Annotated in this window: 12 protein-coding genes; 7 read left to right on the forward strand and 5 right to left on the reverse strand. The window is 71.5% G+C overall.

What is annotated here, in order from left to right:
• The first annotated feature begins 179 nt into the window (after positions 1 to 179).
• Both AC3ANN_RS06175 and AC3ANN_RS06180 read left to right on the forward strand, forming a co-directional pair.
• A complete protein-coding gene (locus AC3ANN_RS06175) occupies positions 180 to 1,646 on the forward strand; it encodes an ABC transporter permease (RefSeq protein ID WP_488340111.1) in 1,467 nt (488 codons plus the stop codon).
• A gap of 74 nt (positions 1,647 to 1,720) precedes the next feature.
• The gene (locus tag AC3ANN_RS06180; protein WP_488340112.1) at positions 1,721 to 2,446 is read left to right on the forward strand and encodes an ABC transporter ATP-binding protein; all 726 of its coding nucleotides are present in this window, start codon (positions 1,721 to 1,723) and stop codon (positions 2,444 to 2,446) included.
• A gap of 2 nt (positions 2,447 to 2,448) precedes the next feature.
• Here AC3ANN_RS06180 and AC3ANN_RS06185 read toward each other — a convergent pair whose 3' ends face one another.
• Positions 2,449 to 3,438 carry an SDR family oxidoreductase gene (locus tag AC3ANN_RS06185; protein WP_488340113.1) on the reverse strand — a complete coding sequence of 330 codons (990 nt, stop codon included), beginning with the start codon at positions 3,436 to 3,438 and terminating at the stop codon, positions 2,449 to 2,451.
• A 103-nt stretch (positions 3,439 to 3,541) separates the two neighbouring features.
• Between AC3ANN_RS06185 and AC3ANN_RS06190 the strand changes: the two genes are divergently transcribed.
• Positions 3,542 to 4,867, forward strand: coding sequence for an FAD-binding oxidoreductase (locus AC3ANN_RS06190; protein WP_488340114.1), 1,326 nt, complete (start codon positions 3,542 to 3,544; stop codon positions 4,865 to 4,867).
• Between the two features lie 65 nt (positions 4,868 to 4,932).
• On the opposite strand, the gene gndA is transcribed toward AC3ANN_RS06190, so the two are convergent.
• Positions 4,933 to 6,381: an NADP-dependent phosphogluconate dehydrogenase gene (gene gndA / locus AC3ANN_RS06195; protein ID WP_488340787.1), complete on the reverse strand. Its 1,449-nt coding sequence runs from the start codon at positions 6,379 to 6,381 to the stop codon at positions 4,933 to 4,935.
• Between the two features lie 302 nt (positions 6,382 to 6,683).
• On the opposite strand from gndA, the gene AC3ANN_RS06200 reads away from it, so the two are divergent.
• Positions 6,684 to 7,163 carry a gluconokinase gene (locus tag AC3ANN_RS06200; RefSeq protein WP_488340788.1) on the forward strand — a complete coding sequence of 160 codons (480 nt, stop codon included), beginning with the start codon at positions 6,684 to 6,686 and terminating at the stop codon, positions 7,161 to 7,163.
• Between the two features lie 24 nt (positions 7,164 to 7,187).
• Here the strand turns inward: AC3ANN_RS06200 and AC3ANN_RS06205 are convergent, their stop codons facing one another.
• On the reverse strand, positions 7,188 to 7,310 hold the full coding sequence (locus AC3ANN_RS06205) for a hypothetical protein (RefSeq protein WP_488340115.1): 123 nt from the start codon (positions 7,308 to 7,310) through the stop codon (positions 7,188 to 7,190).
• 259 nt (positions 7,311 to 7,569) lie between these two features.
• On the opposite strand from AC3ANN_RS06205, the gene AC3ANN_RS06210 reads away from it, so the two are divergent.
• Together AC3ANN_RS06210 and pth are read left to right on the forward strand one after the other, a co-directional pair.
• Positions 7,570 to 8,223, forward strand: a complete 654-nt coding sequence (locus AC3ANN_RS06210; protein WP_488340116.1) for a 50S ribosomal protein L25/general stress protein Ctc — start codon at positions 7,570 to 7,572, stop codon at positions 8,221 to 8,223.
• Between the two features lie 88 nt (positions 8,224 to 8,311).
• The gene (pth, locus tag AC3ANN_RS06215; protein ID WP_488340117.1) at positions 8,312 to 8,896 is read left to right on the forward strand and encodes an aminoacyl-tRNA hydrolase; all 585 of its coding nucleotides are present in this window, start codon (positions 8,312 to 8,314) and stop codon (positions 8,894 to 8,896) included.
• A 17-nt stretch (positions 8,897 to 8,913) separates the two neighbouring features.
• Here pth and AC3ANN_RS06220 read toward each other — a convergent pair whose 3' ends face one another.
• Entirely contained in the window at positions 8,914 to 9,579 is a 666-nt protein-coding gene (locus AC3ANN_RS06220; protein ID WP_488340118.1) for a hypothetical protein, read from the reverse strand.
• 58 nt (positions 9,580 to 9,637) lie between these two features.
• Here AC3ANN_RS06220 and mfd point away from each other — a divergent pair, with 58 nt between their 5' ends.
• Positions 9,638 to 13,318 carry a transcription-repair coupling factor gene (mfd, locus tag AC3ANN_RS06225; protein ID WP_488340119.1) on the forward strand — a complete coding sequence of 1,227 codons (3,681 nt, stop codon included), beginning with the start codon at positions 9,638 to 9,640 and terminating at the stop codon, positions 13,316 to 13,318.
• A 15-nt stretch (positions 13,319 to 13,333) separates the two neighbouring features.
• On the opposite strand, the gene AC3ANN_RS06230 is transcribed toward mfd, so the two are convergent.
• Positions 13,334 to 14,335 (reverse strand): magnesium and cobalt transport protein CorA, encoded by a 1,002-nt coding sequence (locus AC3ANN_RS06230; RefSeq protein ID WP_488340120.1) that lies wholly within the window; start codon positions 14,333 to 14,335, stop codon positions 13,334 to 13,336.
• Positions 14,336 to 14,348: the final 13 nt, after the last annotated feature.

Genomic DNA, 14,348 nt, shown 5'->3' on the forward strand with positions numbered 1-14,348 from the left:
GCCCTTCCTATGCGGTTCCTATGGAGCGCGCTATGCGTGCGCTGTGAACGCGGCGTGCGGGCGGCGGATGCCTCGGCTCATAACGTCCTCATAGCCCGTGCTGGCGCCGTCCATGAGGTCGCTTCGTAGGTTCCTGGCGACGGGCACCACGCCCGCCGGGAGGAGATCGGAAGAGACCGATGTACATGACCTATCTGCGGCGGGAACTCGCCGGCCGCAAGAAGCAGACGATCATCGTGGCCGCGGGCCTCGCGATCGCGATCGCACTGGTGATGATCGTGAACTCGCTCGCCGCCGGGGTGCGCGACGCGCAGGCCGAGGCGCTCGAGACGGTGTACGGAGTGGGCACCGACCTGACCGTCACCGGGGCGACGGCCGAGCCGGGCGAGCTGCGGGCGCAGACGTTCGAGTTCGGGGCGGACGGCGGTGAGACCGCCGATGACGGCACGACCGAGCTCAGCCAATCGCGACTGATCAGCGAGCCGTTCCGCACGACCCTCGACGCCGCCACCGCCGCCGCCGCCGCCGACGTCGACGGCGTGGCTGCGGCATCCGGCGCCCTCCTCCTCACCAACATGACGTTCTCGGGCGAACTGCCCCAGCCCCAGGACGACTCCGGGTCGACCGACATGGTGCAGCCGGCGCAGCCGAGTGAAGGCGGTCGCTTCGCGGGCGGCTCGTTCGACGTCGACTCGTTCACCGTCCTGGGCATCGATCCGTCCGGATCCGCCGTCGGACCGCTCTCGGCGGTCGAGGTCACGGACGGGCGCGGCCTCGAGAAGGGCGACGACGGCGAGCGCGTGGCGGTGCTCGACGCGACGTACGCGTCGACGGCCGAGCTCTCGGTCGGCGACTCGATCGAGGTCGGCGGCGAGCAGTTCGAGGTCGTCGGGATCGTCGGCTCCACGTCCGACACGGCCGACACCGCGGCGAACGTCTACATCCCGCTCGATGTCGCCCAGGAGCTGTCGGACCTCGGCGACGTCGTGTCGACCGTCTATGTGCAGGCGGACAGCTCCGACGCGATCGCGACGGTGCAGGAGGCGCTCGCCGACGAGTTCCCCGACGCGACCGTCAGCTCGCAGTCCGATCTCGCTTCGACCGTCTCGGGCTCGCTCGCCAGCGCCGCCGCGCTCATCACGAACCTCGGCACGTGGCTGTCGGTCATCGTGCTCGCGGTGGCGCTCGCCCTCGCCGTGCTGTTCACGCTCGCGGGCGTCACCCGTCGCACGCGCGAGTTCGGCACGCTCAAGGCGATCGGCTGGTCGAACGGCCGCGTCGTCGGCCAGGTGGCGGGGGAGTCGGTGGTGCAGGGGCTCATCGGCGGCGCCGTGGGCCTCGCCGTCGGCCTCGCGGCGATCGTGACGATCAACCTCATCGCGCCGACCATTCCGGCGGCGCCCGCTGCCGAGTCGTTCGGTCCCGGAGCGGGTGGCGGACCGGTCGGACCCGGCGGCGGTGCACTGGGCAGCGCTGTGACGCAGGTGTCGGGGCCGGCTGACGTCGTGCTGCAGGCGCCCGTCACGCCGTGGATCATCGCCGTGGCCGTCGCGATCGCCGTGATCGGCGGCCTCGTCGCGGGCGCCTTCGGCGGCTGGCGGGCCGCGCGGCTGAGCCCGGCCGAAGCGCTGCGATCGGTCGGGTGAGCGCCGTGACCGAACCGTCGCCCGCACCCGCGCCTGCGCTCACAGACACCGACGACACGACAGGAGAACGAGACATGACCATGATCGACATCGCGCCCGATCCCGCTCCGGATGCCGCGCCCGCGGCGCTCTACCGCCTCTCGGGCGTGACCCGCACTTATACGCAGAAGGGCCGCGTCGTGAAGGCGCTCGCGGGCGTCGACCTCGAGATCGCGGCGGGGGACTTCGTCGCGATCCAGGGCCCGACCGGCGGCGGCAAGTCGACGCTGCTGCAGCTGCTGGGCGCTCTCGACCGTCCCACGGCCGGCTCGCTGATGCTCGGTGACACCGACCTCGCGTCCGCGACCGGACGGCAGCTGGAGCGCGTCCGCGCGCACGAGGTCGGGTTCGTGTTCCAGGGCTTCAACCTCATCCCGACGCTGACCGCGCACGAGAACGTCGACATGGCACTCGAGCCGCTCGGCCTCGACCGCGCGGAGCGACGCGAACGCGTCGACGCCGCGCTCGCGCACGTCGGGCTGGACGAACGCGCCGACCACCGGCCCGGTGAGCTGTCGGGCGGTCAGCAGCAGCGGGTCGCGATCGCACGGGCGATCGTGAAGCGGCCGCGCGTGCTGCTCGCCGACGAGCCGACCGGGAACCTCGACGAGAGCATGCGCGACGAGATCCTGGCGGTGCTGCAGGCGCTCCATCGCGAGGGGCTCACGCTGATCGTCGTGACCCATGACTCCGCGGTCGCGCGGCGCGCGCGGCGTCGGCTGCGACTGGATCGCGGCACGGTGCGCGACCTGCTGCGCTGACGCTACCCGGCGGCGCGGGCGTGGGCCACGATGCGATCGAACAGCGCGTCGAGGCCCGCGTCCGCGCGCTGCGCGTCCGGATGCGCGTCGTAGTACTCGATGATGAGTCGTGCGCCTTCGTCGAAGGTGATCGTGGGCCGGAACTCCGGCACGAGTGCTGTGATCTTCGAGGTGTCGAACACGACGGAATGCGCCTTGTCGCCCAGGAGCCCGGGTCCGAGCTCGGGCTCGAACGCCGCGATCGTCTCGGACGCGACGTGCACGAGATCGGGCTCCGAGACGCCCGCGGCGTCGGCGAGCCAGCCGTAGATCTGGTTCCACGTCGGCGCATGAGAGCCGGTGATGGTGAAGGACTCCCCGATCGCCGCGGGGTTGGCCAGCAGCCCTGTGAATCCGACCGCGAAGTCGTCGCTGTGCGTGATCGTCCACAGGCTCGTGCCGTCGCCGTGCACGACCACCGGACGGCCCGCGCGCATGCGGGCGATGTCGGTCCAGCCGCCGAGAGTGGGGAGAAGCCGTTCGTCGTACGTGTGCGACGGGCGGACGATCGTGACCGGCACGCCGCCATCGCGGTACGCGGCCACCAGCAGGTCTTCGCAGGCGATCTTGTCGCGCGAGTACTGCCAGAACGGGTTGCGCAGCGGGGTGGACTCGGTCACGGGCAGACGACGGGGCGGCTTCTGGTAGGCGGATGCCGAGCTGATGAACACGTACTGGCCCGTGTTCCCCGCGAAGACGTCGAGATCGGCGGCGACGTGGTCCGGCGTGAACGCGAGGAACTCGGCCACGACGTCGAACTCGCGCCCGCCGAGCGCCGCCCGCACGGCACCGACGTCGCGCACGTCGGCCTGGAGGACCTGCACCTCGTCGGGCAGCGGACGTCGCGCAGTGCCGCGGTTGAGCACCGTGACCTCGTGGCCTTGGGCGACGGAGCGTCGCACGCACGCCGCGCTGATCGTGCCGGTGCCGCCGATGTACAGGATGCTCGCCATGGCGACGAGCCTACGGCGCGACGGGGGCGGGCGGCGGTTCCCCTCGCCTCGCTGACGGCGAACACACTCCCGGATGTCGGCGGCGGGTCCTATGTTTGCGGTCATGACCATCGACGAGCTCACGACCGCCATCGGCGGCACCGTCATCCGTCCGGGCGACCCCGATTGGGACGCCGCCCGCAGATTCCATTCCGGCATCGGCGAACCCGCCGTCGTCGTCCGTGCCTCGAGCGTCGACGACGTGAGGGGCGCCCTCCGCTACGCCGCCGCCGAGCGGCTCGACGTCATGGTGCGCAGCGGCGGCCACAGCGCGTGGGGCCAGGTCCCCGGCGGCGTCACCATCGACCTCTCGGCACTCGACGACGTCTCGGTCGACGGCACCCTGGTGCGCGTCGGCGGTGGCGCGCAGTGGGGCGCCATCGCACGCGCCCTGTCCGCCCACGGGCTCGGCCTCAGCTCGGGCGACACCGCGTCGGTCGGCGTCGGCGGCCTCACGCTCGGCGGCGGCATCGGCTGGATGGTGCGCGCGTGGGGCCTCGCCTCCGATCAGCTGGTCGGCGCCCAGCTCGTGACCGCACGCGGCGACGTCGTCGAGGTGTCGGCGTCGGCGCACCCCGAGCTGTTCTGGGCGCTGCGCGGCGGTGGCGGCAACTTCGGCGTCGTGACCCGGTTCGACTTCGAGGCGCACCCCCTCGACGGCGTCGTGCACGCCGTCTTCGGGATCGAGGGTGACGCCCGGCCGGCGCTGCGGGCCCTGCGCGAACTCATGAAGACCGCGCCGCGCGACCTCACCGCGACGTACATGGACGTGCCTCCGATGGATCCGAGCGCGCCCGCGGGAGCCACCATCACCGCGGTGTGGATCGGCTCCGACGAAGACGCCGCGCGCAGCGCCCTCGCCCCGCTGCGCGATGCACACGGCATCACGGAGCGCGCCTTCGGCGCGCAGCAGTACTTCGACATCCTGCTGCAGACGCCCGAGTTCGACCCCGAGCATCCCATGCCCGGATTCGTCGGGGGCAACACGCTGCTGCGCGAGCTCAGCGATGACGCCATCGACTGGCTGGTGACCTTCCGCGAGCAGAACCCCGCGTCCGTCGTGTTCCTCCGCTCGCTGGGCGGCGCATACGGCGACGTGGCCCAGGCCGACTCGCCCTTCCCCGCGCGGGACGCGACGTGGTTCGCGATGGCCGGCGCGTTCGACGTGCCCGGCATGCTCGACGACGAGAAGCGCGCCGAGGTGACGCGCGCGTGGGACGCCATCGAGGCGCTCGGCGCCGGCGTCTACGGCAACTTCACGACCTCGACCGACCCGTCGTGGGCCGAGCGGATGTATCCGCCGGAGACGATGGCGCGCCTGTCGACGATCAAGCGCGAATGGGACCCGGCCAACGTCTTCTGCCGCAACCACAACGTGCGGCCCGCGTAAGACGCGCGAGAACGCGACGACGGGCTCAGCATCGCATCGGCGATCGCTGAGCCCGTCGGGCTGTGTCAGTGGGTGTCTTCGGCTTCGATCTCGGTGCGGTCGCCGGACCAGAGGGTGTGGAAGGTGCCGGGCTTGTCGATGCGGCGGTAGGTGTGGGCGCCGAAGAAGTCGCGCTGGCCCTGGATGAGGGCGGCGGGGAGGCGTTCTGCGCGGAGACCGTCGTAGTAGGCCAGTGATGACGAGAACGCGGGGGCGGGGATGCCGGAGCTCGCCGACGTGGACACGATGCGGCGCCACGCGCCCTGTGCCCGGGTGAGCGCGTCGACGAAGTACGGCGCGGTCAGCAGCACGGGCAGCGCGGGGTCGGCGGCGTATGCGTCGGTGATGCGGTTGAGGAACTGGGCGCGGATGATGCAGCCGCCGCGCCAGATCTTCGCGATGGCGCCGAGGTCGATGTTCCAGCCGTACTCCGCGGCGCCGGCGCGGATCTCATCGAAGCCCTGACTGTAGGCGACGATCTTCGACGCGTACAGCGCGAGGCGCACGTCCTCGATGAACGCGTCGGCGTCCTCGACTTCGAGGTCCTCTTCCGCGCCGGGCAGGTCGCGGGAGACCTCGCGCTGCTCGGGGTGCGACGACAGCGAGCGGGCGAAGGTGGCCTCGGCGATGCCCGACACCGGCACGCCCAGCGACAGCGCGGTCTGCACCGTCCACGCGCCGGTTCCCTTCGCGCCGGCCTGGTCGACGATGACATCGACCAGCGGCTTGCCGGTGGCGGCGTCGACCTGACGCAGCACCTCGGCGGTGATCTCGATCAGGTACGACTCCAGCTCGCCACGGTTCCACTCCGCGAACACCTCGGCGATCTCGGCCGGGGTCTTGCCGGTGCCGCGGCGGATCAGGTCGTACGCCTCGGCGATCAGCTGCATGTCGGCGTACTCGATGCCGTTGTGCACCATCTTCACGAAGTGCCCGGCGCCGTCGTGGCCGACGTGCGTCACGCACGGCTCACCCTCCGCGACCGCCGCGATCGAGCGCAGGATCGGGCCCAGCGTGATCCAGGACTCGTCCGAGCCGCCCGGCATCAGCGACGGGCCCAGCAGCGCGCCCTCCTCACCGCCCGAGACACCCATGCCGACGAAGTTGATGCCGGTCTCGCGCACCGCCTTCTCACGGCGGATGGTGTCGGTGAACAGCGCGTTGCCGCCGTCGACGATGATGTCGCCCGGCTCGAACACCTGCACCAGCGCGTCGATCACGGCATCCGTGCCCGCACCGGCCTTGACCATGATCACCGCGGTGCGCGGCCTCACCAGCGACGCCGCGAACTCCTCATACGAGAACGCCGGCACGAAACCCGCCTCCGGGTGCACCGCGAGCAGCTCGTCGGTCTTCGACCGCGACCGATTGAACACCGCGACGGTGTTGCCCTCACGACTGGCCAGGTTGCGGGCCAGGTTCGACCCCATCACCGCCAGACCCACCACGCCGATGTTCGCCGTCGCCGTGACCACCCCGCCCGGACCCGCAGGCTCCGGCGTCGCACGAGCCACATCCTCCGGCGCCGGACCCGCCTCATGCGCCGTCGTCGCCTCATCCGGCGCCTGATCCTGGTCGGTCGAGATGTTCGTCTGGGCCGGTTCGCCGACAGGCGAGGAGTCGTTCGAAGACACGCATGCTCCTGAGATCGTGGGACACATCCAGCCTAGAGTCTGGCCCACGCGTGTTACGCCGCGTGGCCGGCTTCTCACGGCCGTGCACGAAGGAATGTGAGGGTAGCGTGGCAGCCGTGGCAGAGGCATCCCGGATCGTCGTGATGGGCCCGAGCGGGTCGGGCAAGTCCGTCGTCGGCGCCGTGCTCGCGACGCGGCTCGACGTGCCGTTCGTCGACGCCGACGACCTGCACCCCGACGAGAACGTCGCGAAGATGGCGGCCGGGACGCCGCTCACCGACGAGGACCGCGGGCCGTGGCTCGACATCGTGGCCCAGACGCTGCGGGATGCTGCTGGGGGAGCGGTCGTCGCGTGCTCCGCGCTCGCCCGCCGCTATCGCGACCGGATCCGTGCCGGGGCGCCTGACGCGGTGTTCGTCGAGCTCGAGGTGACGCCCGAAGAGCTCGCGCGCCGCATGAGCTCCCGCGAGCACTTCATGCCGTCGTCGCTGCTGGCCTCGCAGCTGGCCGCTCTCGAACCGCTCGAGCCAGACGAGCGGGGAGTGGTGGTCGCCAACGACCGGCCTCCGCTCGAGGTCGCGGACGAGGCGATCGCACGGTTGCGCGAACCGGCCGAGGCCTGAGAGTCGCGCCGCTGGGCGGCCTGCTCAGTCCTTTCGGTACGCCTGCCGGCCGAGGCCCCAGAACGCCAGCACCGTGCCGAGTGCGCCGATCGCCGCGATCGCGCCGATGAGCCACAGCAGCGCGTGAGACAAGAAGCCGTATTCCATGGGTTCCTCCGTCGGGCGGTTCGTGAGACGTCCGTTCCTCAGCGTACCGGCGTCGCTGGTAGACTCGTGTCGAACTTCGGCGAGGGATGCCTCGCGCCCGCGGGTCGCTGCGGGCTCAGGCATCCGTGATCGACGCGGTGAAGCAGGCCCGTTGGCTTCCTCACGCGTGCGCGTTCGAGTCGAGACAAACCCACATACCCCGGGCCCGCCACCGCGCAGCCCCACGATGAACGGGCATCCGTGCCCGGAGGAGAACCCCATGTCGACTGAACCCGACACCAAGGTCCAGGCCGAGCTTCGCGAGAACTTCGGCAAGGGCTTCGCCCGCCGCCTGCGCGCCGCCGGCAAGATCCCCGCCGTCATCTACGGCCACGGCACCGACCCCGTGCACGTCGCACTGCCCGGTCACCAGACCGCGCTGCTCATCCGCCGCGCGAACGCGGTGCTCGAGCTCGATGTGAACGGCACCCACCAGCTGACGCTCGTCAAGGACGTCCAGAAGGACCCGGTGCACCAGATCATCGAGCACATCGACCTCCTCGTCGTCAAGAAGGGCGAGAAGGTCCAGGTCGAGGTGCCGATCGTCGTCGTCGGCGAGCCCTTCGCCGGAACGATCGCGAACCTCGACGCGCAGACCATCGCCCTCGAGGTCGAGGCGACCCACATCCCGCAGCACATCGAGGTCGACGTCGAGGGCCTCGAGGACGGCACGCACATCACGGCCGCCGACCTGAAGCTGCCCACGGGCGCGACGCTGGTCGCCGACCCCGAGGTGCTCGTCGTCGCGATCTCGGTCCCGGCCGCCACGCTGGCTGCCGAGGAGGAGATCGCCGAGGCCGACGCCGAGGTCGCCGCCGAGCAGGCCGAGGCTTCGGAGGCCGCCGAGGCCCCCGAAGAGGGCGCGGCCGAGTAAGCGGCTCGAAGGCTGTCGACGAGGGGGTGCGGATGCCGCGCCCCCTCGTCCTGTCTCTGCGAGAGCCCGTTCGGGCAGGATGGACGACATGGCACAGGCGTGGCTGATCGTGGGTCTCGGCAATCCCGGACCCCGCTACGAACTGACCCGGCACAACGTCGGGCAACTCGTCGTGGACGAGCTGGCCGGGCGTCGCGGCGAGTCCTTCCGCGCGCACAAGGCGAACGCGCGCGTCGCCGAGACGTGGCTGCGCCCCGGCGGTGCCAAGCTCGTGCTCGCGAAGCCCAACACCTTCATGAACGTCTCTGGCGGCCCCGTCGCCGGACTCGCCAGGTTCTACGGCGTCCCGCCCGAGCATGTCGTGATCGTGCACGACGAGCTCGACATCCCGTTCGACACGATCAAGCTCAAAGCAGGCGGCGGTCACGGCGGCCACAACGGCGTGCGCGATGTCGCCAAGGCGCTCGACTCGAACGCCTTCGCGCGCGTACGCGTGGGCATCGGGCGCCCGACCGGGCGGCAGGACCCGGCGGACTGGGTGCTCGACCCCTTCGGGGCGAGCGAGCGCAAGAACCTGCCGATCCTCCTCGGCGACGCCGCCGATGCGGTCGAGCAGCTCGTCGATGAGGGGCTCCTCGCCGCTCAGCAGAAGCACCACGCGCCGCGCGTCTGATTCGCGCGGTCGCGGGATCAGCCGCCGACGCCGCTGCCGGCGGCGAAGCCCGCCGTGAGGAACCCCTGCACCACGAGGCCGAACACGAGCGGGCCGAGCGCGGCGATGACGACGGCGGCGATGCCGGCGCCGCGGCCGCGACGCGTCACGATCGCCACGATCCCGAGCACGAGAGCGGTGATGCCGAGCAGCGTGCCCGCCCAGAACGAGACCTCGCCCAGCAGCACCCAGTCGCGCACCGGGGTGAGGATCGACCAGTCGAAGTCGGCGTCGAGCGCGCGCATCGCGATCTCGCGGCCGGTGCCGAGGCCGATGTTGAAGCTCGCGAGCGCCGCGAAGACGCTCGCGCCGCCGGCGGCCAGGAGCGCCAGGAACAGGGCGACGACGCCCAGGGCCCTGCCACGCCGCGCTCGGGGGGCCGCGACGGCGGCAGGCGGGTATCCGGATGCCGCGCCCGGCGCCCCCGGGACGGCGGGGCCGGGCATGTACCCCGCTGGCGGCGCGTAACCCGGGGGAGGGGCGTACACGGCACCCTTCGCCCCCGGCCCGCCGATATGCGAGGCGGACGCGGGTGGGCCCGCGGGAGCTCCGAACGGCGCGGCTCCGGGCGGAGCCCAGGGCCCGGCCGCGGGCGGCGGTGTCTCTGGCTGCGCGGGGTCGGCACGCTCGGCGGGGTCGGTCACGGCATCATCCTAGGAGTCCGAGAGCCGGCGCGTCGGTGCCGCGACGTAGACTCGTGCGGTGACAGTTCCCGGGATAGTGCGCGCCCTCGAACAGGCTGAACCCTTCCGGGACGCGGTGGCCGCGGCATCCGTCGATGCCGACTTCTCGCTCGTCGAAGGACTCGACGCGCCACTGCTCGCGGCGCTGATCGAGCGCCGGCGCGCGGCGGGCCGGCCGCCGGTGATCCTGCTCGTCGCGCCGACGGGGCGGCGGGCCGAGTCGCTCGGCCCTGCCCTCGGCGCGCTCGTGCCGGGCGCCGAGGTGCTGCACTTCCCGGCCTGGGAGACGCTGCCCCACGAGCGCCTGAGCCCGAGCGCGGAGACGGTGGGCGCGCGGCTCGACATCCTGGCTCGCGTCGCCCGCTGGGACGCCGCCACGCCCCTCGTCATCACGGCGTCCGTGCGCGGCGCGATCCAGCCGCTGGCAGCCGGGCTCACCGACGTCCCGCCCGTCGAGCTCGCCGTGGGCGGGCGCGGCCATGATCTCGGCGATGTCTCCGCGCGGCTCGTCGAGCTCGCCTACCACCGCGTCGACATGGTGTCGCGTCGCGGCGAGTTCGCGCTGCGCGGCGGCATCCTCGACGTCTTCCCGCCGACGGCGCCGCACCCGTACCGCATCGAGTTCTTCGGCGACGAGGTCGACCAGATCCGGGCGTTCTCGGTCGCCGACCAGCGGTCGCTCGCCGGCGACGTGCCCGAGGTGATGCTGCTCCCGAGCCGCGAGCTGCTGCTCACCGATGCGGTGCGAGGCCGTGCGCGGCAGCTGCGCGACGAGTTCCCCGGCCTGTCGGCGATGCTCGAGAAGATGGCCGAGGGCATCCCGGTCGAGGGCATGGAATCGCTCCTGCCCGCAGTCGTCGACCGTCTGGTGACGCTCGTGGACTATCTGCCCGACGGGGCCGCCGTCGCGCTCGTCGAGCCGGAGCGCGCGGTCACGCGGGCGATCACGCTCGGCGAGACCAACCGCGAGTTCCTGGACGCCGCGTGGAGCGCCGCGACCGCGGGCGCGAAGACCCCGGTCGACCTCGGCGCAGGCGACTTCCTCACCCTCCCCGCCCTGCGCGACGCGACCCGTGAGCACGGCGGCGTGTGGTGGACGCTCAGCTCGTTCGACTCCGGAGAGGCGGATGCCGCGGCCGAAGGCCTGCTCGACACCGCCGACGACATCGACGTCGCACTCGAGGCGGCCGCGGCCATCCGCGTGCCCGGCAGTGCGGTGCCGTCCTTCCACGGCAACGTCGACGGCGCGACCGAGCACGTCGGCGCACTCCTCGCGGACGGCTGGCGCGTCGTGGTCGCCGCATCCGGAGCCGGTCTGGTGGAGCGTGCGCGCGATGTGCTCGCCGAGCGGGGGATCGCGGCCCGCAAGGTCGACGAGGTGCTGCACGCCCCCGAGCCGGGGGTCGCGCACGTCGTGCTGTGCGAGCTCGAGCGCGGCTTCGAGGTGCCGGACGCCAGGCTCGCGGTTCTCACCGAGTCCGAGTTCTACGGGCGCACCATCGGCGGCGACCAGCGCGTCGTCAAGAAGCTCGCGTCGCGGCGCAAGGCGGTCGTCGACCCGCTGCAGCTGAAGGCCGGCGACTACGTCGTGCACGCGACGCACGGCATCGGCAAGTTCGTCGAGCTGACGCAGCGCGAGGTCTCGACGGGCGGACGCAACGCGATCAAGAGCGTGCGCGAGTACCTCGTGCTCGAGTACGCGCCCTCCAAGCGCGGGTACCCCGGCGACAAGCTGTTCGTGCCGACCGACCAGCTCGACCTGCTGTCGCGCTACGTCGGCGGCGAGGCGCCCGCGCTGTCGAAGATGGGCGGCAGCGACTGGGCCCAGGCCAAGAGCCGGGCCCGAAGGGCCGTCCGCGACATCGCGGTCGAGCTGGTCAAGCTGTACTCGGCGCGCATGGCGGCGAAGGGGCACGCGTTCGGGCCCGACACGCCCTGGCAGCGCGAGCTGGAGGAGGCGTTCCCGTTCGCCGAGACGCCCGACCAGCTCCAGACCATCGACGAGATCAAGGCCGACATGGAGAAGCCGATCCCGATGGACCGACTACTGTCGGGCGATGTGGGCTTCGGCAAGACCGAGGTCGCCGTGCGTGCGGCCTTCAAGGCGATCCAGGACGGCAAGCAGGTCGCGATGCTGGTGCCGACGACCCTCCTGGTCAAGCAGCACCTCGAGACCTTCACCGAGCGGTTCGCCGGATTCCCGGTCAAGGTCAAGGCGCTCTCGCGCTTCCAGACCGACAAGCAGGCGCGCGAGGTGGTCGCGGGCCTCGCCGACGGCACCGTCGACATGGTCATCGGCACGCACCGCATCCTCACCGAGAACGTGCTGTTCAAGGACCTCGGCCTCATGATCATCGACGAGGAGCAGCGGTTCGGCGTCGAGCACAAGGACAAGCTGAAGAAGCTCAAGACGAACGTCGACATCCTCGCGATGAGCGCGACGCCGATCCCGCGCACGCTCGAGATGGCGGTCACCGGCATCCGCGAGATGTCGACGCTGCAGACGCCGCCCGAGGACCGGCATCCGATCCTCACGTACGTCGGTCCGCGCAACGACAAGCAGATCGCGGCCGCGATCCGTCGCGAGCTGCTGCGCGAGGGCCAGGTGTTCTTCGTCCACAACCGGGTGTCGTCGATCCAGCGCGTCGCCGCTCAGCTGGCCGAGCTCGTGCCGGAGGCGCGCATCGCCGTCGCGCATGGGCAGATGGGGGAGCACGCACTCGAAGAGGTCGTCGACGCGTTCTGGGAGCGACGGTTCGACGTGCTCGTCTGCACGACGATCGTCGAGACGGGGCTCGACATCTCGAACGCCAACACCATCATCATCGACCGTGCCGACAAGTACGGGCTGTCGCAGCTCCACCAGCTGCGCGGCCGCGTCGGTCGCGCCCGCGAGCGCGCGTACGCGTACTTCCTGTACGACGAGCAGAAGCCGCTCAGCGAGACCGCCGCCGACCGCCTCGAGACGATCGCGGTGAACAACGACCTCGGGTCGGGCATGCAGGTGGCCCTCAAGGATCTCGAGATCCGCGGTGCGGGCAACCTCCTCGGCGCCGAGCAGGCGGGCCACATCGCCGGCGTCGGCTTCGACCTGTACCTCCGGATGATCGGCGAGGCGGTGGCGACGTTCCGCGGCGAAGATACCGAAGGGCCGACCGAGCTGCGGCTCGAGCTGCCCGTGCAGGCGCGCATTCCCGAGTCGTACATCGACAGCGAGCGGCTGCGCCTCGAGGCGTACCAGAAGCTCTCGGCGGCGGCATCCGTCACGGCGAAAGACGACGCCATCGATCTCGTGGTCGAAGAGCTCACCGACCGCTACGGCGAGCCTCCCGCGGAGGTCGAGGGCCTGCTCGCCGTGGCGCGGCTGCGGCGTCGGGCCGGGCAGGCGGGGCTCGCGGATGTCGTCGCGATGGGCCCGAACCTGCGGCTCGCACCGGCGAGCCTGCCCGACTCGATGCGGGTCCGGCTGCAGCGGCTGTACCCGAAGGCGAAGCTGCTCTCGGGCGGTGAAGCGCTCGTGGTGCCCCTGCCCACCGCAGGCGGCGATCCGATGGCCGATGCCGACCTCATCGCGTGGGTCGCTCAGCTGCTGGAGCAGCTGTGGCCGCAGAAGAGCGAGACGCATGCCACGGCAGCCGGCGGCGCCGGCGCGCCGGCGGGAGTCGCCGAGCGCGAGGGTCCGGCTGCGGCGACGGCGTGACTCGGATCCCGCCGGTCAGAGCCAGTGCCGGCGCCGGAACACGAGGTAGAGCGTCGCGCTCGTCGCGGCCATGAGCGCCAGGGCCATGGGGTAGCCGAGCGGCCACTCGAGCTCGGGCATGTAGGTGAAGTTCATCCCGTAGATCGTGCCCACGAGCGTCGGGCCGAAGAGGATGGCCGCCCACGCTGAGATCTTCTTCACCTGCTCGTTCTGCGCGAGCGCCGTGTCGGTCTGCCGCTGAGTGACGAGCGTCGCGTGGACGGTGAGGGCGTTGTCGAGGATTGCGCGGAACGCCGTGATCTTGTCGATCGTGCGCAGCGCATGGTCGTGCACGTCGCGCAGCGCGGGCAGCAGCTCGGGATCGACGCCGTACTTGTCGGCACCGCGGAGAAGCGCGTCGAGCATCTCCGACAGCGGCGCGACGGCGCGCTGGAGCGACATCACCTCGCGTGCGAGGTCATAGATCCGCTTGGAGAGCGGGACCTCGCCGCCGCCCGAGAAGAGGGAGTCCTCGATCTCGTCGATGTCGTTCTCGACTCCCGCCGTGACGGGGACGTACTCGTCGACGACCTCGTCGAGGATCGCGTAGAGCACCGCCTCGGGCCCGAAGGCGAGGAGCTCGGGCTGACCCTCGAGGCGGCGCCGCACCCGTGCGAGGTCGGGGGACTCCGCGTGGCGGATGGTGACGACGAAGTCGGGTCCGACGAACACGTGGAGCTCGCCGAACTCGACCGTCTCTGTCTCGTCGATGTAGCGCGCCGGGCGCAGCACGACGAACAGGATGTCTCCGTATCGCTCCAGTTTCGCCCGCTGGTGCCCGCTGAGCGCGTCCTCGACGGCGAGCGGATGCAGTGCGAACTCGTCGGCGACCTGCGCGATCTCCTCGGGAGTCGGACGGAAGAGTCCGATCCACGCCATCCCGCCCTGGGCGCGCGTGTACTCGAACGTCTGCTGCAGGCTCTCCGGATTCTGGATCCGGTGACCGGCGACGTACACGCCGTTGTCGACGATGGGCATGGGCACCTCCCTG

It is taken from the genome of Microbacterium sp. STRO-2N, from assembly GCF_057747775.1.

What these genes read in the sequence shown, in the direction of transcription:
- AC3ANN_RS06175 (WP_488340111.1), top strand. Translation starts at nt 180, where the DNA reads ATGTACATGACCTATCTGCGGCGGGAACTCGCCGGCCGCAAGAAGCAG.
- AC3ANN_RS06180 (WP_488340112.1), top strand. Translation starts at nt 1,721, where the DNA reads ATGACCATGATCGACATCGCGCCCGATCCCGCTCCGGATGCCGCGCCC.
- AC3ANN_RS06185 (WP_488340113.1), bottom strand. Translation starts at nt 3,438, where the DNA reads ATGGCGAGCATCCTGTACATCGGCGGCACCGGCACGATCAGCGCGGCG.
- AC3ANN_RS06190 (WP_488340114.1), top strand. Translation starts at nt 3,542, where the DNA reads ATGACCATCGACGAGCTCACGACCGCCATCGGCGGCACCGTCATCCGT.
- AC3ANN_RS06200 (WP_488340788.1), top strand. Translation starts at nt 6,684, where the DNA reads ATGGGCCCGAGCGGGTCGGGCAAGTCCGTCGTCGGCGCCGTGCTCGCG.
- AC3ANN_RS06205 (WP_488340115.1), bottom strand. Translation starts at nt 7,310, where the DNA reads ATGGAATACGGCTTCTTGTCTCACGCGCTGCTGTGGCTCATCGGCGCG.
- AC3ANN_RS06210 (WP_488340116.1), top strand. Translation starts at nt 7,570, where the DNA reads ATGTCGACTGAACCCGACACCAAGGTCCAGGCCGAGCTTCGCGAGAAC.
- pth (WP_488340117.1), top strand. Translation starts at nt 8,312, where the DNA reads ATGGCACAGGCGTGGCTGATCGTGGGTCTCGGCAATCCCGGACCCCGC.
- AC3ANN_RS06230 (WP_488340120.1), bottom strand. Translation starts at nt 14,335, where the DNA reads ATGCCCATCGTCGACAACGGCGTGTACGTCGCCGGTCACCGGATCCAG.